This window comes from Planococcus sp. MSAK28401, from assembly GCF_018283455.1.
GTDB classification, from domain to species: Bacteria; Bacillota; Bacilli; order Bacillales_A; family Planococcaceae; genus Planococcus; species Planococcus alpniumensis.
The window spans coordinates 1,742,047-1,762,653 of record NZ_JAAMTH010000001.1; the positions used below are offsets into that span (position 1 = coordinate 1,742,047).

Genomic DNA, 20,607 nt, shown 5'->3' on the forward strand with positions numbered 1-20,607 from the left:
ATCTTAAATTGGAGGAAACCCATGAAGCTAATCAATGAACGGATATACTTGAGGCCAGTAGAGGCAGAAGATGCACAGCTGTTCTTGAACCATACCGAAGACGAAGAAATTCGCTACATGACCGGAACAAAAGCAAGATTTTCGGTCGAGCAAATCAAAGACCATATCGAACAGATCCAGCAGGACGACTCGCGCTACGATTTTACGATCTGTTTGAACGCAACGGATCAAATGATCGGCGAGTTGTCGGTGCTGGATATTGATCTGGGCAACCAAAGTGCGGGGTTCAGGATCACCATGAATGCGATGGCACTGACGGGGAAAGGCTATGGCACAGAAGCGATCGAGCTGGTGCTGAAATTTGTCTTCAACGAGCTTAAACTCAACCGCCTGCAATTGGAAGTGTTCAGCCATAATGAGCGGGGCATACGCGCTTATGAAAAGAACGGCTTCAAAAGAGAAGGGGTCTTGCGGGAAGCGCTCCATTACAACGGGATGTTTTCAGACGAAATCATCATGGCAATTATCCGAAGAGATTATATGACTGCAAAAACATGAAAGGCTGCAGAAGCCTTTCTTTTTTTGTGGATAAAAAATCCCTTGAAACTTTCTGGTTGCATTTTTTCTTTAACGGGTTTATATTATGTGAGGCATCAATTAATGAGGGGTCAATTAATATCTCTCAAAACTATTAGGGTAGAAAAAGGAGCAATTAAGATGAACACATTACAAAACAAAAAAACCAATGATTTCAATGAAATCGTCAATGGGCGCCGTTCCATTAAGCAATACGATCCGGATGTGAAAATCAGCCGCGAGGAAATGACCGAAATCCTGGAACAGGCATCCACGGCACCATCTTCCATCAATATGCAGCCTTGGCGTTTTGTCGTTATCGACAGTGCAGAAGGAAAAGAAAAGCTAGCGCCGCTGGCATCGTTCAACTTGGAAAAAGTGATGAGTGCATCAGCTGTCATCGCCGTGTTCGGCGACCTCAACAACATTGAGTACGCAGAAGAAATTTACGGAAAAGCCGTAGAACTCGGTTATATGCCAGAAGAAGTAAAAGAATTCCAAGTCGGCTACTTCAAACCTTTGTATGAAGGCATGTCGAGTGAGCAAATGAAAGACATCGTGCTATTGGACTCAGGACTTGTGTCCATGCAATTGATGCTCGTTGCCCGTGCATTCGGCTACGACACCAACCCGATCGGTGGCTACGACAAGGAAAAAATCGCTGCAACGTTCGGCCTGGACCAAGAGCGTTATGTGCCAGTCATGCTTCTCACGATCGGTAAAGCCGCGAGTGAAGGCTTCCAGTCATACCGCTTGCCGGTCGAAACGACCACGACCTGGAGCTAAACCAGCTGACCTTGAGTATTCGGGATTTATGTATTATATTTGACTGGTCAATGAATAGTGGGCACAGCTATCAATTGACTTCACCGATCATTTAGGAGGTCTTTTTATGCCGTGTTCATTTTCAAAGCAGGAACAAGTGCTGCATCAGTTTAAGGGCCTGACCAATCAAATCAGCCCGAAGTTCGAGCGTTGCACAGGCATCAGTGCATCGCGCTATGAATTATTGTCCCAACTTTATAAGGTAGAAGAGATCAACCAGTCGACGCTTCAAAAATTGGTCAATATCGATAGTGCCGCGGTTACGCGCCACTTGAAACAGCTTGAAGCGAGCGGCATGGTCACGAAGCGCAGAAATCCAGAAGACAATCGCGTGATTTTTGTCAGCCTGACCGATGAAGGCCGCGAGCGCATCATCGAATACCGGAAAGAGAATATGGGCTTCGTCAAGCAAATGCTAAACGACTTCACCACTGACGAAGTGAATGCGCTTAGCGATATGCTCCAACGCATGCAAGACAATATTGTCGATTATTAAAAAACTAAATTAAAGGATGGCGAAATGAAATGATGATTATTCACGCACATTTACAAGTGAAACCTGACCAGGAACAAGCCTTTTTAAACGAAAGCAAGATCCTGATCGAAGCATCGCGTCAAGAACCAGGCAATGTCCAATACGATTTAATGAAATCGGTCGAGCAGGAAGGCCATTTCACAATGGTAGAAGTATGGAAAGATGCGCAAGCGATTGAAGCTCATAACACGAGCGAGCATTTCACGGCATTCTCTAAAAAAGCGGCCGAATTCATGAGTGCGCCGATCGAACTCAAAGTTTACAGCGGTGAAGCTGTTCCAATGTAAGGAAAGCTTGTTTATTCAAACGAGATGCCAGACAGAGCTTGAACATCTCGGTGAACTGTGACAATATAGACCTTGAAAGACAAATGCTAATTTCATAAAACACATGTGGGGGAATCGGTGTTGCCGATTGAGAGAATATCCGTGAGATATTGACCCTTGGAACCTGAACTGGCTAATACCAGCGGAGGGAACATATTCAAATCGGTCTATTCTGCGATGATATGCGCCCAAGGTTTCTATAACCTTGGGCGCTTTTTTGTATCCGCAATTGGATATGTCCCCTGACTCAGCTCCTGAAATCATCTTTTATGAATTCATTCAGAGGGGGAAACAATATGAAAAAATGGACGATTGCCATTGCACCGGTATTGCTGCTGGCGGCATGCACAGACGAAGCGCAAAATCCGGGAAGCGATGTGGCAAATGAACAGCAGGAATTACAAGAAGTGACAATGGTCTTGGATTGGACGCCTAACACAAATCACACCGGATTGTATGTGGCACAGCAAAAGGGCTATTTTGAAGAGCAAGGGCTCGATGTCGAGATCATCTTGCCGGGTGAAGCGGGCGCCAATCAATTGGTGGCTTCCACCCAGGCGGAATTCGGCATCGGCGCACAGGAAAGCTTGACGGAAGCGAGAGTGCAGGGCATTCCGATCGTCTCAATCGCGGCGCTCATCCAGCACAACACGTCCGGATTTGCCTCACCTAAAGACAAAGAGATCGAGTCGCCGAGCGATTACGAAGGAAAAACTTACGGCGGCTGGGGAGCGCCAGTCGAAAAAGCGGTGCTTGGGTCCATCATGGAACAGGAAGGGGCCGATGTGGAAAACGTCGACATCGTCAATATCGGCAATAGCGACTTTTTCACGGCGGTCGAACGCGACATCGATTTTGCGTGGATCTATTACGGCTGGACGGGCATTGAAGCTGAACTGCGCGGCGACGAATTGAACATGCAGTATTTGACGGATTACTCGGAGAAACTGGATTATTATACCCCTATCCTGATGACCAATGAAAACATGATTGCAGAAGATCCGGAAACCGTCCGTGCATTCACCAAAGCAGTGTCGCAAGGCTATGAATTCGCCATCGATGAGCCGGAACAAGCAGCGGACATCCTCATCGAATCGGTCCCGGATTTGGATCCGGAACTGGTGAAAGCGAGCCAGAAATGGCTGTCGCCGAAATATCAGGACGATGCAGCGAAATTCGGCGAACAACAAGAGCAAGTATGGGCGGATTACGCTGCCTGGATGTTCGACAATGGATTACTGGATGAGGAATTGGACGTCGAGCAGGCGTACACCAATGAATTTTTACCGGAGGAGGAAAACTGATGGGCAACGCATTATTAAGTATTCAAATCATCCCGAAAACGAAAAACGGGGAAGACGTCATTCCGTATGTAGATAAAGCCATCGCCGTCATTGAAAAGTCAGGTGTCCCTTACCAAGTCAATCCATTGGAGACGACGATGGAAGGGGATCTGACGCAGTTGTTTTCGATCGTCGAGGAAATGAACGAGGCGATGATCGAAAACGGCAGCCCGAACGTCATCTCCCAAATCAAAGTGCTGTATCAGCCGAGCGGCGCATCGATGGATAAATTGACGGAGAAATACCGGCCGTGAAGATTATGCAAAAAGGATGGAGACCGGTTCTGGTCCTCATCCTTTTATTGATCATCTGGCAAGTGCTGGTGCCGCTGTTTGAAGTGCCGGACTGGCTATTGCCGACCCCTTATCAGATCGGGGTAGAAGCGGTAAAAAGTTGGCCAAACTACAGCGGGCATTTATTTGCGACGATCCGGTTGTCGATCCTCGGCTTTTTCATCGGATCGTCGATCGGCCTTGGCGTCGCGATGATTCTTCATCTCGTGCCGAAACTGCGGGAGACTTTTTATCCTTTGCTGATTTTATCGCAAAATATCCCGATCATCGTGTTGGCGCCGCTATTGGTCATTTGGTTCGGCTTTGGCTTATTGCCAAAACTGATCATCATCATTCTCGTGTGCTTTTTCCCGATCACCATCGCGGCACTTGACGGGTTCAGGCAGACGAGCGGCGAGTTGCTGCACTATATGAAAATGGCAGGAGCTAACAGACGCCAGATCTTTTGGAAGCTCGAATGGCCGCATGCGATGCCGTCGATCTTTTCAGGATTGAAAATTGCGGCGACCTACAGCGTCATGGGCGCCGTCATTTCCGAATGGCTCGGAGCGCAGGAAGGCATCGGCGTCTATATGACGCTCGCCTCGTCGTCGTTCCGGACGACGCAAGTTTTTGTCGCGATCTTGTTGATCATGTGTTTAAGCATGATATTCTTTGCAGCGATTGTGTTACTCGAAAAGCGGGTCATCCGCTGGAAAACGAGCGGGGGAGGAGATGCGAATGGCTGAACTGGTAATCGAGCAATTGACCAAAAGCTTTGACGGGGCCGAAGTGATAAAAGAGCTGTCGCTGCAAATCCAGGAAGAAGAATTTGTCGCCGTGCTCGGCCCTTCCGGCAGCGGAAAAAGCACATTATTTCATTTGATCGGCGGGCTGTATGAACCAGATGCAGGAACCATTCTATTGGGCGGCGAGAACATAAACGGCCAAAAAGGCTCCGTCAGCTATATGCCGCAAAGCCCGTCACTGCTTCCGTGGCGCACAGTGCTGGACAATGTCTTATTAGGGGCTGAGATCGTAGGACGTAAAGATCAGCAAGCGGCCGTAGAAATGATGGGAAAAGCAGGACTGGCAGGATACGAGCAATCATATCCACACCAATTGTCAGGCGGCATGAAGCAACGCGCCGCCTTTATCCGCAGCCTGTTGAGCCCGCAGCCGCTCATTTTGCTGGACGAGCCGTTTTCAGCACTCGATGAATTCACTCGTTCGGAAATGCAGAAATGGCTGCTTGATATTTGGCAGCACAATAAACGCTCGATTCTTTTCGTCACGCATAATATAGAAGAAGCTTTGTTTCTCGCAGACCGCATCCTGGTATTATCGGAAAAACCTGCGCACGTTGTTGCTGAATTTAACGTAGGATTCGCGAGGCCGAGAGCACAAGACATCATCCTGACAGAAGAGTTTCTGCAATACAAAAAAGATATTTATAAAGTATTGAAAAAAGCCGCACCAAAATAATAACGATCCAGGCCGTCGAGAAATCTCGACGGCCATTTATATGCCCTTTTGCGCTTCACCGATAGTTTTTTCAACAGTATACCCCTGCACTTAATTGGGCGGAGGCAAGAATTCCTTTTCGTCCAAGTTTGTCGTTATCCATTTCCTCAAGAGGCGATTGAATTCTGTGGCCTGCTGAATGGGCCAATCATGACGGGCTCCTGGGATCAATATTCCAATAGCGTTTGGCATGACAACAGGCGCAATTTTGATGGAAGCGATTATGGCACGAGATTCTTTTTCCCCTGCAGCAAACAGCGAAGGTTTATGGAAATGCCCATACGATGCATCGAGGCGGAATCGTATGATTTCCTTCCAGATGGTTTCATACGTTTGAAGGGTTAGAAGTTGGTAATTCGAGATGAATTCAGGGATCTTTTCGGGAGGCAGCCGGTAGTATTCACGGGCTATCTTTTCGAGATACGGCTTGTTGCGAATGTTCCGCTGGACAGCGCGTGATTGCAGCTTCAATAAAAACCCATAATGCAAGGGCTTCACCGTAATGCCGCTAATGAAAAGGCTGAGTACCTTTTCAGGAAAATGCTTAGCCAATTCCAAGGCAATGTGGCCGCCTAAAGAAAGCCCCACCACGTGCACAGCACGATTTCTAATCACTTGTTGGGCGATTTGTTCGGCAGTATCCGCTAAACTGACCCATGGAGTAGCCGCAATTTTTCCATGGCCGGGCAAATCGACCATGATTAATGGGTAATCTGAAAACGCGCTCTCTTGTTGCCACCACATCCATCGGCTTGCACCAAGGCCGTGGATAAAGAGGATAGGTTCTTTACCAGTAAACGCCGTCTCTGAGTAATCGATCATGTTAGACACCTCTCCATTCCGGTTATGGACACCTGTCGGACAAATGTCTCATTACTGAAGAAATCTTGAGCTCATCTTAAGTGATGAAAGTAATGCCACGCTTACATAAAACGGGGAAACAGGCAATATTGCTTTTACCATTCCCCAATTCAACGGCTTTTAGTGTTTTAATGGAATACTCGTAACTGTACTCATATTTGTATCAACTTGGAATCAAGCGATTGGATTGTTGCCAGCAGCTAGCGAAAATAAAGCTAGCTGAAACAGCAGGAATTGAATTCCGTACGAAGAAAATAATGATAAGATATGATCACAATAGTTTTCGGGAGGGGCAGCGATGGACACATGGTTTGGCGCAAGATCCGATTATCCGTTCGAGCTTTTTTCCGTGAGCCATCTAGTCGTATTGGCAATCGCAATGATAGGATTCTTATGCCTGATTCTATTAAGAGATAATTTATCGGCCAAAGATGCCTTGTTCCAGCAATTGCGCTGGCTGCTGTTTTTTGTCCTGCTCATCTCTGAAGTGTCGTATCAATATTGGGCCATCAGCCATGATTTTTGGAGCTTCAACCGCTATATGCCGCTTCATTTATGCGGTATTGCCTCTGTCACTGCCATGATCGGCTTAGTAACTTTGCGCCCGTTTTGGGTCCGTATGTCTTTTTTCATCGGCATTGTCCCAGCGGCACTGGCACTCGTCACACCGGACATGCCTTATGATTACCAGCATTACCGGTTTTGGAAATTCTTTGTCCATCACACCGCCATCGCATGGGCATGTTGGTTTTTGGCTTTGGCGATGCCAAACGCACTCACATGGCGCTCGGTGTTTTCAGTTTATGGCATTTTGCTCGTCTATGCCGCGTTCATCGGCTTTTGGGTCAATCCACAGACTGGCTCGAATTATCTTTACTTGTCGCAGCGGCCATCTACCGTCTCGCCCTTGGATTTTTTCGGGGACGGCGTTTGGTATTATATCAATTTATGCTTAGTTGCTTTTTTCTTATTTGCAGCTCAGTATGGGATATTCCGCTGGCTATTTAAGAAAACCGGTGCTGAAGAAAAATGAATAGGGCCATAAACCAGCTGCCGAGACGGAAATGCTTCCGTCCACGGCAGTTTTTTCTTACGATTAGTCAATAGTTTTTAATCAATTTCAAAGAGGTTTTTCCGTGAGGTCTTATCTTTTAGGAGGCGGAAATTAATCATAACTAAAAATAGGCATGCCAAAAAACCTCCGGCTTTTTCTTTTTTTTAGCAGGGGCAAAATGTGTTAAACTTTAGGTGCCACGGTACAGGGGCTTAGCCTGTAATCGTAGCGTAATTGGTGTGTGACCAAGTGGTGAATCGTTTTGAGCAGCTTGTTCATGCAGGCCACCACGGCAACCTTATGACATTTGTTATAAGGTTGTTTTTTTAATTTCTGATAATAATCCACCAGGTGGTTCTGAGACAGGCGCTTCTGTTTAAGCATGTTCATAATGATAATGTAAAGCAGTTTGCGGAGGTGTTTGTTTCCGCGTTTATTGATGCGGTCCCTTGCGAGAAACTTACCGGATTGGTAACGGCGAATGTCGATGCCGGCAAAGGCATTCAACTGCTTATGATTCTCAAATCGCCCGATATCGCCAATCTCAGCTAGCAAGCGAACGGCGGTATTGTCTCCGATGCCTGGAATACTTAACAGAATGGCATACTCGTCCAACGGAGAAGCAAGCGCGGCCATTTTCTCGATACACGCCTCTTTCAGAAAGACAAGCTCCTGGAACCGCTTAGCGTACAGTCGAACCAGCTCACAAGCAAGGTCATCGACCTTTACCGCAGGGTAGGAACTATTGGCGGCATCCAGCAGTTGGATGGCTTTTTCTTCTGCTTTTTTAGTGGACGTTCGCTTTTCAGTATTGGCGAGAATCCGGTTTCTAAGCAACGTTTTGGAGTTCCCTAACACGAGGTCGGGATGCGGAAACAACTGCACTAACCGAAGAAAGAGGTCCGATTTTGTCGTGAACAAGTCAGTCAGTTCCGGGAAAGTGAGCTGCAGTTCCGTGTGCAGACGTCCCCTGACGACGGCCAGCTCCGCATCCAGATCCGTGTAATGCCGGGATAGTTTCTTGAGTTGCCGGTAGACATCTAATGACGGTGTCTCCAGGCGACGTTCATTTTGGAAGTGGCTGCTTGCGAGCTGATGAGCGTCTGCGCGGTCCGTCTTATGTTTCCGCAACCGGTCATTCTGCAGTTTGGCTTCCAGGGGATTCATCAGATAATACGGATAACTGTTTTCTTGCATGAAGCGTTCGAGTTGGCGTGAATAAACGCCGGTGGATTCAAATACCAGGTGTGGCACCTCATCATAACCTGCGGTTAGGTCGTCAATCAGCAGCTTCAACGCAGCAAAATCTTCGCGCGTGTGCTGGATTTCTTTTTCAGCGATACAGGTTTTCAGCGCGTTATAGACCACAATATAGCTTTTCCCCATACTGACATCAAAAGCGATGACATGTTTCATCTCCCACACTCCTTCATTTTGATTGGAAGCTTCACCGATCCTTACCGATTCCCATTTCTTCTACACGATCTCAATGGATCCCACATACTCAAACCTGATTCAGATAAGGTGGGTGAAGGAGGTCCGTTTTATTTACGGATTCAAGATCCCAAAACTGCCTCGACCTCCGCTTCACCTCTACTATAAAAAAATAGTAGGACAAACCAATGCCTTGGTTCGTCCTACTAATCTTAGTATGTTTTCTTTGCAATAGAGGACTATTTGCATATTTAGAGAATAAAGGGGGACATAGCGAAAGGGGTGGGGGGGAATGGATTGGCTAGTCATACTGAGCTGGACCTTGAACTCTTTATTGTTGTTGAACATCGTGCTCGCACTTATCATCATCTTCAATGAACGGCGGGATGCAGGGGCTACGTGGGCATGGCTGTTGATTTTGTTTTTCTTGCCGATTCTCGGATTTATCGTCTATTTGTTTTTCGGGAGGCATTTAACGAACAAAAACTTCTACAATTTAAGTGAAGATGAACAATCCTATTACACGCGCCAAGTCGATTCTCAAGTCCAGCGCATACGGGCAGGGGAAGCGGAGTATGATGAAGAGCTGCTGAACAAATACGAGCAATTGCTAATCATGAATTTACAGTCTTCCAAATCACTCGTCAGTTTCTACAACGAAACCCGGATATTCTCTGAAGGCAATGAGAAATTCGACACGATGATCGAAGACATCAGCCATGCGCAGGAAGAAGTCAATGTCCAATACTACATCATCAAGCGGGATGCGCTCGGCCAGCGGCTTTTCGATGCCTTGCTCGAGCGGGCCAAGGCAGGAGTCAAGATACGTCTCCTATACGATGCAGTCGGATCGAAGAGTTTAAAACAATCGGATTTTAAGGAATTGATCGAATATGGCGGCGAAGTGGAAATCTTTTTTCCGTCCAAATGGGGAATCAATTTCCGCCTCAATAACCGCAACCACCGGAAAGTGTGCATCATTGACGGGAAAACCAGCTATATCGGCGGGTTCAATGTTGGGACGGAATACTTAGGGGAAGTGGAGAAGTTTGGCTATTGGCGCGATGTCCATTTGCGCATAGAAGGGGATGTCGTCCAACACATCCAGGACCGTTTCGTATTGGACTGGAACTATGCCAACCAGTATAAGAGCCGTGATGACATCTTCTGTTTTCCCACGCACCAAATCAGGAACTTTTCGCCGATGCAAATCGTCACGAGCGGGCCGAATTCCGATACAGAGCATTTGAAAAACATGAAAATTAAAATGATTTCTTCGGCAAAGCGAGAAATCTACATCCAGACGCCGTATTTCATTCCGGACAAAAGTTTTATGGACGCCTGTAAAATGGCTTTGCTGAGCGGTGTTAAAATGAGTATCATGATTCCAGGAAAGCCTGACCATCCCTTTGTCATGTGGGGATCGTGGTCGTTCCTCGGCGAGTTGCTCGATTACGGGGCGGACGTTTATCTTTACGATCGCGGCTTTTTGCACGCCAAGACGATGACCGTGGACGGCGAGATTTCAACTGTCGGGACCACCAACCTCGATGCCCGCAGCTTCCGACTGAATTTCGAAATTAATACGCTCGTGTTCAACCGCCGGATTGCGCTCGAACTGGAGTCCTTGTTTGAGTCGGATACAGCCGATTGCCGAAAATTGACGAAAGAACTCTACGCAGAGCGCGATTGGACCATCAAGCTGCGCGAAGGATTTGCCCGCTTATTGAGCCCAATCTTGTAACTTATGATAGCTAAGTGTTGAATGACATACGAAAAAGCTGAAACCACTTTAGGTTCCAGCTTTTTTATTTGTCTAAATTTTTCAGGACCTACAAGCGCTTCTGTGACATGGCTTCGCGCATATGGCGCAGCGCCGTCTTGCCTTCGTCTCCGCGAGCGATCATGACGTTCGTGTAAAGCGCATCGATTAAGCTGAGCTGCGCAATGCGGGAAGCGAGGGCTTCTGAACGGAAATCCGTTTCTTCCGATAACGTGTACAAGACAATATCCGCCTCTTTGGATAAAGGTGATTTGGCGAAATTGGTCACGCAGACGATCGTCACTTCTTTTTCCTTCAACACATGAAGCACTTCTAGGACATCGCGCGTGCTGCCGGAGTGAGAGATGACGATGGCGACGTCGCCTTTGGTAAGCTGCGATGCGGACATGAGCTGCAGGTGGGCGTCCATATTCATCGCTACATGAAGGCCGAGGCGGACGAATTTATGATAGCCGTCCATGGCGATCATTGCAGACCCGCCATTTCCGAAAAACTCGATCTTGCGGGCGGACAGCACTGAGGCAACTGTTTGTTTCAAGGCCTCTTCGTCGATGATCTGCAAAGTATCTTCGAGCGTCTTGATGTTGGAGCGGAACACTTTTTCCGCCACCGTTTTCACTTCGTCGCCTTCTTCGATCTGTTCATGGATGTCTTTTAATGGCGCCACGACTTCCGCAGCCAAAGCGATTTTGAACGCCTGGAAGCCTTTAAAGCCAAGGCGCTGGCAGAAGCGGAAGACGGTCGACTCCGCAAGCCCAAGTTCATCGGCGATTTGATTGATCGTCAGATGGATGATATTGCGGGGGTCATTCAAGATGTAATCGGCGATTTTCTTTTCCTTTTCACTGAAATTGCGGTAACTGCCACGGATGGCTGCCAATGCGAATTGTTGTTGTTTCATCCTGCCACGCCTCTTTCTATTGCTTGAAGTATTTTTATATTTCTATCATAACATGCTTGTGTATGGAAAAATATTTGATATACTTAATTCATTAAGGAAAAATATTCTTTTATTCTACAGGAGGTTTTCAAATGGAAATCGGAATTATCGGCTTGGGCAAGATGGGCAAGAACTTGGCACTCAATTTAACAGATCATGGCCACACAGTGGTAGGGCATGATGCAAACGCGTTGGAAGTAAGCGATTTCAAAGTAGCCGGATCACTCGAAGAATTGGTGCAGAACCTGCAAGCGCCACGTACAGTGTGGTTGATGGTGCCGGCCGGAGAAATTACGGAATCGGTCATCGCACAATTGGTGCCGCTGTTGGACAAAGGCGATGCCATCATTGACGGAGGCAACTCGAACTACAAAGAATCGGTGCGACGCGCTGAGGAATTGAAAGCGAGCGGAATTTATTTCTTCGACTGCGGCACAAGTGGCGGGACAGAAGGTGCACGCCACGGAATTTGTGCCATGATCGGCGGAGACGAGGAGAAGTTTACCGACATCGAACCGCTGTTCCGCGACATCTCAGTCGAAGGCGGCTACCTTTATGCAGGCAAATCAGGCAGCGGGCATTTCATGAAAATGATTCACAACGGCATTGAGTACGGCATGATGCAGTCGATTGCTGAAGGATTTGACATCCTTCACAAAAGTGATTTCGACTATGACTACGAAAAAGTGGCCGGCGTCTGGAACAACGGCTCGATCATCAGCTCTTATTTGATGGGTTTGACGCAAAATGCCTTCTCGAAAGATGAAAAGCTCGATGGCATCAAAGGGGTTATGAACTCATCAGGTGAAGGGAAATGGACAGTGGAAACGGCACTCGACTTGAATGTGCCGGCACCGGTCATCACAATGTCACTGATGATGCGCTACCGTTCGCTCGAAGACGACACGTTTACAGGAAAAGTCGTCGCAGCACTTCGCAATGAATTCGGCGGGCACGCAGTCGTCAAAAAATAAACCATTGTTTATCGGATAGGGGGAAATCACATGGCTGGTTCAACATTGATTATTATCGCGGTCGCAAGTATTTTCGTTTTGCTATTTTTGGTCATGCGCACGAAATTGCATGCGTTCGTCGCGTTATTATTGGTAAGTTTACTGCTCGGCATCGCGGCAGGCATGCCGCTTGGGGATGTTATTCAATCAATTCAAAACGGCATGGGCGGAACACTCGGCTTTGTCGCAGTGGTCGTCGGCCTTGGCGCTATGTTTGGGAAAATGCTTGAAGTTTCCGGCGGCGCTGAACGCTTAGCCGCTACATTAATTGCGAAATTCGGAGAAGATAAAGCACCATGGGCTCTTGGCGTCACAGGTTTCATCGTGGCCATTCCTGTATTCTTTGATGTCGGCTTCATCATTTTGGTGCCAATCGTCTACAGTTTGGCGAAAAAGACCGGCAAATCGCTTTTGCATTACGGGATTCCGCTGTTAGCGGGTCTTGCTGTTACACATAGCTTCATCCCGCCGACTCCGGGACCGATTGCGGTTGCGGAACTGGTTGGGGCAGAACTTGGCTGGGTTATCCTGTTCGGGGTGCTCGCAGGGATTCCATCGATGATTTTAGCGGGACCAGTTTTTGGACGCTACATAGGGAAGCGCATTCATCTAACGATTCCGGATTACATGGATATCAAAGAACAGGAATACGATAAGGAATTGCCAAGTTTCGGCATGATCATTTCCTTGATCTTGATTCCGCTTGTGTTAATCCTGTTCAACACCTTGTCAGCCGTCGTATTGGATGAAGGGAACCAGATCCGTGAGATTTTGACTTTCCTTGGCCATCCATTCGTCGCCTTGACGATCGCTACGATCCTGACGTTTTTCTTCCTCGGCACACGCCGCGGCTATTCACGCCAGGAAGTACAAGACATTGCAACGAAAGCACTTGAACCTGCAGGGATCATCATCCTCGTTACAGGGGCTGGCGGCGTGTTCAAACAAGTACTTATCGACTCAGGTGTCGGCGATGTGCTTGGCCAAATGATGGGCGATTCTGCACTTCCGCCGATTGTTTTGGCATTCTTGATCGCTTCAGCGGTCCGTGTGGCTCAAGGCTCGGCTACCGTTTCCATGGTAACGGCTGCAGGATTGATCGCACCGCTTCTAGAAATTACCGGAACAACTGGCCCAGCACTTGGTTTAATCGTTATTTCCATCGCTGCAGGCGCCACGGTTTTATCTCACGTAAACGATTCCGGCTTTTGGCTTGTTAACCGCTATTTCGGAATGAGCGTCAAAGATACCTTGAAATCCTGGACCATGATGGAGACCATCATCGGCCTCACCGGATTCGTGGTAGTATTGATTTTGAGTTTCTTTATTACATGAGTACAGAAAAGAAAAAGGGATTCTCCTTTTTCTTTTTCTGTTATAAGGAAGGAAGAAGAACATGCCTGAACAATCCTATTATTTAGGGGTCGATATAGGGACCACTTCCACAAAAGCTGTCCTGTTCAATAAAGCGGGGCAAATCAAAGACAGCCATACCGTTTTCTATCCCTTGCACACACCGAACCAATTGACCGCCGAGCAGGACCCGGAAGAAATTTTCCGCGCCGTCCTGACAGCGGTCCGGGAAACCTTAAGAAAAAGCGACATTAGCAAAGAGTCATTAAAGCTCTTGTCGTTCAGTTCGGCGATGCACAGCCTGATTGCGGTGGATGCACAAGGAGAGCTTTTGACCAATAGCATCACTTGGGCAGATACGAGAAGCTCAAAGCATGCGAAGCACATCAAAGAAAACTTGAACGGCCATGACATTTATTTGCGGACCGGTACGCCGATCCACGCGATGTCGCCGTTATCGAAACTTTTGTGGCTGCAGGATGAAAAACCGGAAATCTGCCAAGCTACCGCGAAGTTCATTAGCATCAAGAGCTATATTTTCCATAAATTTTTCGGGGAATACGTCGAAGACCATTCCATCGCCTCCGCTACCGGCTTGTTTAATTTGGAACAGCTCGACTGGGACCAAGGCGCACTGGATGTATCTTGTGTCACGACAGAGAAATTGCCGCGCCTCGTGCCGACGACCGAGCAATTTACAGGAGTCGCGCCGGAATTCGCTGCATTCATGGGTGTCCGGGAAGACGTTCCGTTTGTTATCGGGGCAAGCGACGGCGTATTGGCCAATCTTGGCGTCAATGCCATCGACCCCGGCGTCATTGCTGTGACCATCGGGACGAGCGGTGCCATCCGCACGGTGTCTCCGGTGCCGAAAACCGACCCGAAAGAGCGGACTTTCTGCTATGTGTTGACGGAGAATCACTGGGTGATCGGCGGTCCGGTCAATAACGGTGGCATCATTTTGCGTTGGCTTCGCGACGAATTCGCATCATCTGAAGTGGAAACAGCGAAGCGCCTCGGGATCGATACATACGATGTGTTGACGAAAATCGCCGCAACGGTTAAACCAGGAGCTGACGGGCTGTTGTTCCACCCTTATTTGACAGGCGAACGGGCGCCGCTCTGGGATGCTAACGCGAGAGGATCGTTTTTCGGCCTGAGCATCCATCATCAGAAGCAGCATATGATTCGCGCTGTATTAGAAGGCATCGTCTTCAATCTCTATACCGTGCTTCTCGCCGTTGAGGAATTGACGGGGGAGCCGGCACGCATCCAGGCTTCCGGCGGTTTTGCCCGCTCGGAGTTGTGGCGCCAGCTGTTGGCTGACGTCTTCGACAAGCCGGTCATCATCCCGGAAAGCTTTGAAAGTTCTTGTCTCGGCGCAGTGGTTCTCGGCATGTATGCCACTGGCGAGATCGAGGATTTCAGCATCGTCTCTGAGATGATCGGCAGCACACATACGCATCATCCGGAAACAGAAGCAAGCAATATTTACCGCGAACTGCTTCCGATTTATATCCGTTTGTCGCGACTTCTGACAGAGGAATACGAAAGCATTTCCGATTTCCAGCGCAAGCATATGAAATAAGAAGAAACCCGAAGCTTAATGGCTTCGGGTTTTTTTAATTCCACGATTCATTTTCCTCATGAAGCCGATCTATATTTTGTAGAAAAGTTCTGAAAACGGATCGAATTCGAAGACGCTTTTGATATACTAATATTTACAAGTACAGGTGGTTGCTGGGAGAAATTGATTACCGGCAGCTACGATTGGAGGCGCTATGAAACTCTTATTATTATTCGGCCCGCAAGCAGTCGGTAAAATGACTATAGGCCATGAATTGGAAAAGATAACGCACCTCAAATTACTTCATAATCATATGACGATTGACTTGCTGCACCCATTCTTTGGCTTCAGCGAAGACACATGGCGAATCTCGACTATCATTCGGGAAGAAATATTTAAAGCGGCCGTTAAAAGCGATCTGGAAGGCATTGTGTTCACTTTCGTCTGGTCATTTGAGTCAACAAAGGATTGGGAATTTGTAAGCCATATTCGCTCTATTTTTGAACAAGCGGGTGGAGAAGTCTATTTCGTAGAACTTGAAGCACAGCAGAGCGAACGTTTGCTACGAAACCAAACGCCTCATCGCCTTGCACATAAAGCAACGAAGCGCAATGTGGCAGAATCCGAAGTGCATTTAATCGAAACGCATAAACTGAACCGGCTTAACTCTTTGCCGGAGGAAATTCATGAAGAAAATTACATACGAATCGATAACACAAAGCTAGACCCGCAAACTGTCGCTCAAATGATTAAAGACTGCTTTGCATTATAGAAAATCGGTAGCCGGCCTGTTATACAACCAGCCAGAAAGACATTAGGGCATTTATAACAAACGAGGTGAGAGACCCATGTTGGATCAAGTATTGAAGCAATTCCGTTTGGAAGTCGTTACTGTCAATGAAGTCGAAGATTCTTTCAGTTCAACCGTATATAGATGCACTTTAATGAACGGGGACACTGTCTTCGTAAAAATACCGTATACCCGTGTGAAATACGAGCGCGAGCTAGCTGCTTATGAAATCCTCGCTGGATATGTCCCGATTCCAAAGCTGCTCGATTATTGGGCGGGTGACGCTAAATGTCCGGGGGCTTTACTGCTGTCCGAACTGAAAGGGAAGCCTTTGTCCGCAACAGCTTCTCCAGAAATTGCGTATCAAATCGGTGCAATGCAAGCGGCAATGCATCAAATCAAACCTTCGAACACGACAGAATCCAGCGCGATAAAAAATGAATTTGACAATTGGCATGAATTTATCGAAAGGCAGTTTTATAGCTTCGCAGAAGATGCAAAAGAAGTATTGGATGAGGATTTATATATGGCCAGCTTGCGAAAATTTGAGCAAATGAAGGGCGAGCTTCCAGAACCAGACGGGCCGAGTTTTGTCCATATGGATTTCCGGCAAGCCAATATCATTGTGGAGGAAGGCCGGGTTTCCGGCATGATCGATTTTGAAAGTGTCCGCTTCGGGTCGACAGACATTGATTTCACTAAAATTCACCGTGATTTTCTCAGCACAAATTCGTCATTATCTGACTCCTTTCAGATGGGCTATAACAGCATCCGGCCGATGATTGACTTGCAATCCGTTTTGCCTTTTTACCGTTTCATTGATGCCTTTAATAGTATCGGCTGGAGCCAAAGGCGGGGGCTGCAGGAAAATGTCGCGTTCTATGAAGCCAATTTACGGATATTAAAAGGGATGCTGCAAGGAGATCGGCTGGAAAAATGAATTCTAAACTCTGGCTATCAAGAAAATCGGCGAATGCCAAATCTAGCAGATTGGAGGGAGATTGTTGAGAACCCTTTGTTACATCTTACTGTTAGCTGTTTTTTTGTTAGCGGCATGCAATGAAAATCAACAAAAAAGCGCCGCGGTTCTGGAAGCGGAAGCTTATTTGGAAAGCCAAGGATATACGTCGATTTCCGTGGTAGAAGAAAAATCGTTGCTTTCAACGAAACAAAATTTAGCGGACCCGGCCTACACGCCGATTTGGCAAGTTCAACCCTTAGATTCCGCTCAATACATAGACAAAGAGCTTACTTCTGTGGAATTAATCGTACAAAATCACCCGCTTGAACTTCTCTATAACAATAAAAAAACAAGTACTATCGTCTATCTCTATCACAATAAAGTAATAGGCGGATGGTCTTTTCCAGTCAGCTCAAGCGAAGCGCTCGTCGGCAATGTGTATTCCTTGGATGGAAAAACGGGGGAAGAAGTGAAGGAAGAAAAGGACAATCCTGAATAAAAAAATATCTAAGGTAACGGTAGAACATTTTTAGCCAATCAAGCTGGCGATAGGAGAACAACAATCATGCTGAAATATACTTTGTGCTTAATTCGAAATGGCGATAAGATTCTGCTTCTGAACCGAGAGAAGCCCCCGCAGATGGGCATGTGGAATGGCGTTGGCGGAAAAATCGAGCCCGGCGAAACATCCCTTGAAAGTGCCATCAGGGAAACTTTTGAAGAGACCGGCATCCGACTGATAGACATGGTGTATGCTGGGAATGTTATTTTCACAAGTGAAAACAGCCGGCAAGGCATGTACTTGTTTATGGCGGAAATGCCAAAAAATCAGTTATTGGCTACGCCTTTCGGAACATGTGAAGGCATATTGGATTGGAAATCGATCGGCTGGATCATGCAAAAAGACAATCGCGGGGTAGCCGCTAATTTACGTGCCTATCTGCCTTCGCTGCTGAATGGCGATTTGGGATTGGAACATAGCTTCATTTATAAAAATCGGGAAATCGCAGCGTACACAGTTGTAGCACTTTCAGAAGCAATAAAAACATAGAGAGGAGTGGATTCAATGAATTTCAAGCCGATCAATTTCAATGAAAAACTTTCGAAATTCGACGATCTTTGGTCGCCAAAAATCATTGCAGAAATGAATGATTATCAATTCAAAACCGTAAAAGTGCAAGGGGAGTTTGTCTGGCATAAGCACGAGGACACCGATGAAGTGTTCATTGTACTAGAAGGCGAACTGGTCATTGAATTTCGGGACGGGGAAGTGGTCTTGAAAGAAGGCGAAATGTTTGTCGTTCCAAAGAATACCGAGCACAAGCCATATGCCAAAACACAAGCGAGCATCTTGCTGGTTGAACCTAAAGGGGTCGTCAATACAGGCGATACGGAAAGTGAACGGACGGCAGAAAATGATGTGTGGATCTAAACGGGTTTTTCGTAAATTTTGCGCTGCTTACTCTTCAAATAAGGTAAAATAACAGCATACTTTGTTTTAGGACGTGATTTTCTTGCCGGATTGGACTTATCATACGATGTTTGAACCGACACTTTCCCGCTTGCCGGCAAAAACCGGGAGAGCGTTTATCCATAAGGGCATGCATCGGATTGCCTCGATTCCCGGCGGAAGCAAACTCATCGAATATTTGGGGCACACGGCTCCAGCCAAGCAGCTGGAAACGGAGCTGTTCGGTTTGAAGATCGCCAACCCCGTCGGCTTGAGCGGGAAAATCGATCCCTTGCTTTCCGGAACGAAGGCATTCAGCCATTTGGGAATGGGCTTTATCGAAATCGGCCCGGTGTCATGGGAGCCAGTGGAAACGGGTTCGCCATCATTCAGCGACTCCAAAGATAATTTGGTTTTTCCATACCATCTGGAATCACCTGGCCTCAAGCAAACGATCGATAAACTGGACAAGCTAAAGCCGTTCAACAAGCCGATTTTCATTCGCGTAGGAAAGAACGGCTCTTTTGAACAAACGCGTTCTTTATTGAACAAGTTGTCTGCGTATGGAGAAGCTTTTATCATTGAAGAGCCGTTCAGCGAGGAACAGTGGCAGTCTTTTAAAAAAGCGATTAACGGCAAGCCGATGTTAACTGCCAGTTCCGCGCATGGAACCGATTCGGCTGTTATGGAACTGGCAGCTAATGAAACATACATAGACGGAATCGTCATCGATGAACAGGGAACAGACACGGGCGAAGGCATGAAATATGCGCTTGACCAAACCCTTCTACTGGCTGAACAAGTATCATCCATCCGGCAGCACAGCACAATTCCGATCATCGTCTCGGGCGGAATCGCTGAACCGAAAGATGCACTGGCTTTATACGAGGCAGGAGCTGATTTGGTGATGCTTTCGGGCGGCTATGTCAGGACCGGCCCCGGTTTGCCGAAGCGCATCAATGAAGGTTTGCTGGACCAACGAATAGCTTCGCCTCCTGTGTACGATGGCTGGATTTGGCATTGGCTATTCGGCTTGTTCATGTTCCTCGGCGGGGCAGTGGCAATGCTCGTCAGCATGACCATCGTCCTTATGCCGTACGATGAGGCATTTTTGAATTTAACGCGAGAAGAACTCATGGCGATCAATCCGAATATTTACTATTTTATGCAGCATGATCGGATGACCGTAGCCGGTGCGATGGTTTCCGGCGGCATTCTCTATATGCAATTGGCGAGGCACGGCGTCCGTTACGGGCTGGAATGGGCAAAACGCGCCATTCACATCGCAGGCGTATTGGGGTTCCTCGGCATTTTATTGTTTATCGGATTCGGTTATTTTGACTGGCTCCACGGCATTCTTTGGCTCATTCTGCTGCCGTTTTTCTGGAAAGGCTACCAGGCATCCAAAAATCATAGCGAACATTCGCCATCACGCAACCGGACGAACCATCTGGCATGGAAGCGCAGCCTCTGGGGCCAGCTGGCGTTTGTCGCACTCGGATTTGCGCTCGCAGCAGCAGGGCTGGTCATTTCGACAATCGGCGTAAACGGCGTATTCGTCCAAACCGACATCGCTTTTATTTGCATGAGCCCTGAACAAATCGCTTCCATTAACGAACGGCTCATCCCTGTGATTGCGCATGACCGTGCAGGGCTTGGCAGCGCCTTGGTCAGCGTCGGGCTGCTCGTCTTAATGCTTGCGCTGTGGGGATTCCAGGAAGGGCAGCGGTGGGTGTGGTACACATTTCTTTTCGGCGGGCTGCCGGCGTTCGGTGCGGCCAACATCATTCATTACGTGATCGGCTATACGAACTTTATCCATATCCTGCCGGCTTACGTAGCTTTAGTGCTATTCGCAAGTGGTTTGGCCTTGTCCAAGAAATTCTTTTTCATCAAATAGCAACTTGCCGGCAAATGAGCCGGCAAGTATTTTTTTGTATAAAAAAAAACAGCCTCGAGGGCTGCTTTGAACTGAGCCCCATTTTGTGGACAATTTAATA

Annotated in this window: 22 protein-coding genes and 1 riboswitch; of the genes, 19 read left to right on the forward strand and 3 right to left on the reverse strand. The window is 47.5% G+C overall.

Annotated features, from left to right (window positions below; genetic code table 11):
• Positions 1–21 precede the first annotated feature (21 nt).
• From G3255_RS08905 to G3255_RS08940, 8 genes are all read left to right on the forward strand, one after another.
• The gene (locus G3255_RS08905) at positions 22–558 is read left to right on the forward strand and encodes a GNAT family N-acetyltransferase (protein WP_211654149.1); all 537 of its coding nucleotides are present in this window, start codon (positions 22–24) and stop codon (positions 556–558) included.
• Between the two features lie 159 nt (positions 559–717).
• Entirely contained in the window at positions 718–1,362 is a 645-nt protein-coding gene (locus G3255_RS08910; RefSeq protein WP_211654150.1) for a nitroreductase family protein, read from the forward strand.
• Positions 1,363–1,468: 106 nt separating this feature from the next.
• The gene (locus G3255_RS08915) at positions 1,469–1,897 is read left to right on the forward strand and encodes a MarR family winged helix-turn-helix transcriptional regulator (protein WP_211654151.1); all 429 of its coding nucleotides are present in this window, start codon (positions 1,469–1,471) and stop codon (positions 1,895–1,897) included.
• A gap of 29 nt (positions 1,898–1,926) precedes the next feature.
• Positions 1,927–2,223, forward strand: coding sequence for a putative quinol monooxygenase (locus G3255_RS08920; protein ID WP_211654152.1), 297 nt, complete (start codon positions 1,927–1,929; stop codon positions 2,221–2,223).
• A gap of 97 nt (positions 2,224–2,320) precedes the next feature.
• A riboswitch (TPP riboswitch) is annotated at positions 2,321–2,430 on the forward strand.
• A 128-nt stretch (positions 2,431–2,558) separates the two neighbouring features.
• Complete coding sequence (locus tag G3255_RS08925; protein ID WP_211654153.1) at positions 2,559–3,566, forward strand: ABC transporter substrate-binding protein; 1,008 nt, start codon at positions 2,559–2,561, stop codon at positions 3,564–3,566.
• On the forward strand, positions 3,566–3,859 hold the full coding sequence (locus G3255_RS08930; protein WP_211654154.1) for a thiamine-binding protein: 294 nt from the start codon (positions 3,566–3,568) through the stop codon (positions 3,857–3,859). Before G3255_RS08925 ends, G3255_RS08930 begins: the two co-directional genes overlap by 1 nt.
• Positions 3,860–3,864: 5 nt before the next feature.
• Positions 3,865–4,626: an ABC transporter permease gene (locus tag G3255_RS08935; RefSeq protein WP_211655807.1), complete on the forward strand. Its 762-nt coding sequence runs from the start codon at positions 3,865–3,867 to the stop codon at positions 4,624–4,626.
• Positions 4,619–5,362 (forward strand): ABC transporter ATP-binding protein, encoded by a 744-nt coding sequence (locus G3255_RS08940; RefSeq protein WP_211654155.1) that lies wholly within the window; start codon positions 4,619–4,621, stop codon positions 5,360–5,362. Before G3255_RS08935 ends, G3255_RS08940 begins: the two co-directional genes overlap by 8 nt.
• A gap of 90 nt (positions 5,363–5,452) precedes the next feature.
• Here the strand turns inward: G3255_RS08940 and G3255_RS08945 are convergent, their stop codons facing one another.
• On the reverse strand, positions 5,453–6,223 hold the full coding sequence (locus G3255_RS08945) for an alpha/beta fold hydrolase (protein WP_211654156.1): 771 nt from the start codon (positions 6,221–6,223) through the stop codon (positions 5,453–5,455).
• Positions 6,224–6,560: 337 nt separating this feature from the next.
• On the opposite strand from G3255_RS08945, the gene G3255_RS08950 reads away from it, so the two are divergent.
• Positions 6,561–7,295 (forward strand): YwaF family protein, encoded by a 735-nt coding sequence (locus G3255_RS08950; RefSeq protein WP_211654157.1) that lies wholly within the window; start codon positions 6,561–6,563, stop codon positions 7,293–7,295.
• A 204-nt stretch (positions 7,296–7,499) separates the two neighbouring features.
• On the opposite strand, the gene G3255_RS08955 is transcribed toward G3255_RS08950, so the two are convergent.
• The gene (locus G3255_RS08955) at positions 7,500–8,732 is read right to left on the reverse strand and encodes an IS110 family RNA-guided transposase (RefSeq protein ID WP_211654158.1); all 1,233 of its coding nucleotides are present in this window, start codon (positions 8,730–8,732) and stop codon (positions 7,500–7,502) included.
• 310 nt (positions 8,733–9,042) lie between these two features.
• Between G3255_RS08955 and cls the strand changes: the two genes are divergently transcribed.
• Positions 9,043–10,494 (forward strand): cardiolipin synthase, encoded by a 1,452-nt coding sequence (gene cls / locus G3255_RS08960; protein WP_211654159.1) that lies wholly within the window; start codon positions 9,043–9,045, stop codon positions 10,492–10,494.
• 88 nt (positions 10,495–10,582) lie between these two features.
• Here cls and G3255_RS08965 read toward each other — a convergent pair whose 3' ends face one another.
• Positions 10,583–11,434, reverse strand: coding sequence for a MurR/RpiR family transcriptional regulator (locus G3255_RS08965; protein ID WP_211654160.1), 852 nt, complete (start codon positions 11,432–11,434; stop codon positions 10,583–10,585).
• 131 nt (positions 11,435–11,565) lie between these two features.
• On the opposite strand from G3255_RS08965, the gene gnd reads away from it, so the two are divergent.
• The 9 genes from gnd (at position 11,566) to G3255_RS09010 (ending at position 20,507) form a co-directional block, all read left to right on the forward strand.
• Positions 11,566–12,447: a phosphogluconate dehydrogenase (NAD(+)-dependent, decarboxylating) gene (gene gnd / locus G3255_RS08970; protein WP_211654161.1), complete on the forward strand. Its 882-nt coding sequence runs from the start codon at positions 11,566–11,568 to the stop codon at positions 12,445–12,447.
• A 30-nt stretch (positions 12,448–12,477) separates the two neighbouring features.
• The gene (locus tag G3255_RS08975) at positions 12,478–13,821 is read left to right on the forward strand and encodes a GntP family permease (protein ID WP_211654162.1); all 1,344 of its coding nucleotides are present in this window, start codon (positions 12,478–12,480) and stop codon (positions 13,819–13,821) included.
• A gap of 61 nt (positions 13,822–13,882) precedes the next feature.
• Complete coding sequence (gene gntK, locus G3255_RS08980; protein ID WP_211654163.1) at positions 13,883–15,427, forward strand: gluconokinase; 1,545 nt, start codon at positions 13,883–13,885, stop codon at positions 15,425–15,427.
• A gap of 193 nt (positions 15,428–15,620) precedes the next feature.
• The gene (locus tag G3255_RS08985; protein ID WP_211654164.1) at positions 15,621–16,178 is read left to right on the forward strand and encodes a shikimate kinase; all 558 of its coding nucleotides are present in this window, start codon (positions 15,621–15,623) and stop codon (positions 16,176–16,178) included.
• 76 nt (positions 16,179–16,254) lie between these two features.
• Positions 16,255–17,136, forward strand: a complete 882-nt coding sequence (locus G3255_RS08990) for an aminoglycoside phosphotransferase family protein (RefSeq protein WP_211654165.1) — start codon at positions 16,255–16,257, stop codon at positions 17,134–17,136.
• A gap of 64 nt (positions 17,137–17,200) precedes the next feature.
• Positions 17,201–17,656 (forward strand): hypothetical protein, encoded by a 456-nt coding sequence (locus G3255_RS08995; protein WP_211654166.1) that lies wholly within the window; start codon positions 17,201–17,203, stop codon positions 17,654–17,656.
• A 66-nt stretch (positions 17,657–17,722) separates the two neighbouring features.
• A complete protein-coding gene (locus G3255_RS09000; RefSeq protein ID WP_211654167.1) occupies positions 17,723–18,208 on the forward strand; it encodes an NUDIX hydrolase in 486 nt (161 codons plus the stop codon).
• A gap of 15 nt (positions 18,209–18,223) precedes the next feature.
• Entirely contained in the window at positions 18,224–18,589 is a 366-nt protein-coding gene (locus tag G3255_RS09005; RefSeq protein ID WP_211654168.1) for a cupin domain-containing protein, read from the forward strand.
• Positions 18,590–18,671: 82 nt separating this feature from the next.
• The gene (locus tag G3255_RS09010) at positions 18,672–20,507 is read left to right on the forward strand and encodes a beta/alpha barrel domain-containing protein (RefSeq protein ID WP_211654169.1); all 1,836 of its coding nucleotides are present in this window, start codon (positions 18,672–18,674) and stop codon (positions 20,505–20,507) included.
• Positions 20,508–20,607 lie beyond the last annotated feature (100 nt).

Bases quoted from the DNA above. Each gene is read 5' to 3' on its own strand.
- gntK (WP_211654163.1), top strand. From the start codon at position 13,883: ATGCCTGAACAATCCTATTATTTAGGGGTCGATATAGGGACCACTTCC.
- G3255_RS08955 (WP_211654158.1), bottom strand. From the start codon at position 8,732: ATGAAACATGTCATCGCTTTTGATGTCAGTATGGGGAAAAGCTATATT.
- G3255_RS08925 (WP_211654153.1), top strand. From the start codon at position 2,559: ATGAAAAAATGGACGATTGCCATTGCACCGGTATTGCTGCTGGCGGCA.
- G3255_RS08965 (WP_211654160.1), bottom strand. From the start codon at position 11,434: ATGAAACAACAACAATTCGCATTGGCAGCCATCCGTGGCAGTTACCGC.
- G3255_RS08990 (WP_211654165.1), top strand. From the start codon at position 16,255: ATGTTGGATCAAGTATTGAAGCAATTCCGTTTGGAAGTCGTTACTGTC.
- G3255_RS09005 (WP_211654168.1), top strand. From the start codon at position 18,224: ATGAATTTCAAGCCGATCAATTTCAATGAAAAACTTTCGAAATTCGAC.
- G3255_RS08935 (WP_211655807.1), top strand. From the start codon at position 3,865: ATGCAAAAAGGATGGAGACCGGTTCTGGTCCTCATCCTTTTATTGATC.
- G3255_RS08975 (WP_211654162.1), top strand. From the start codon at position 12,478: ATGGCTGGTTCAACATTGATTATTATCGCGGTCGCAAGTATTTTCGTT.
- G3255_RS08930 (WP_211654154.1), top strand. From the start codon at position 3,566: ATGGGCAACGCATTATTAAGTATTCAAATCATCCCGAAAACGAAAAAC.
- G3255_RS08905 (WP_211654149.1), top strand. From the start codon at position 22: ATGAAGCTAATCAATGAACGGATATACTTGAGGCCAGTAGAGGCAGAA.
- G3255_RS08950 (WP_211654157.1), top strand. From the start codon at position 6,561: ATGGACACATGGTTTGGCGCAAGATCCGATTATCCGTTCGAGCTTTTT.
- G3255_RS08915 (WP_211654151.1), top strand. From the start codon at position 1,469: ATGCCGTGTTCATTTTCAAAGCAGGAACAAGTGCTGCATCAGTTTAAG.
- G3255_RS08945 (WP_211654156.1), bottom strand. From the start codon at position 6,223: ATGATCGATTACTCAGAGACGGCGTTTACTGGTAAAGAACCTATCCTC.
- G3255_RS08910 (WP_211654150.1), top strand. From the start codon at position 718: ATGAACACATTACAAAACAAAAAAACCAATGATTTCAATGAAATCGTC.
- cls (WP_211654159.1), top strand. From the start codon at position 9,043: ATGGATTGGCTAGTCATACTGAGCTGGACCTTGAACTCTTTATTGTTG.
- G3255_RS08985 (WP_211654164.1), top strand. From the start codon at position 15,621: ATGAAACTCTTATTATTATTCGGCCCGCAAGCAGTCGGTAAAATGACT.
- G3255_RS09000 (WP_211654167.1), top strand. From the start codon at position 17,723: ATGCTGAAATATACTTTGTGCTTAATTCGAAATGGCGATAAGATTCTG.
- gnd (WP_211654161.1), top strand. From the start codon at position 11,566: ATGGAAATCGGAATTATCGGCTTGGGCAAGATGGGCAAGAACTTGGCA.
- G3255_RS08940 (WP_211654155.1), top strand. From the start codon at position 4,619: ATGGCTGAACTGGTAATCGAGCAATTGACCAAAAGCTTTGACGGGGCC.
- G3255_RS08920 (WP_211654152.1), top strand. From the start codon at position 1,927: ATGATGATTATTCACGCACATTTACAAGTGAAACCTGACCAGGAACAA.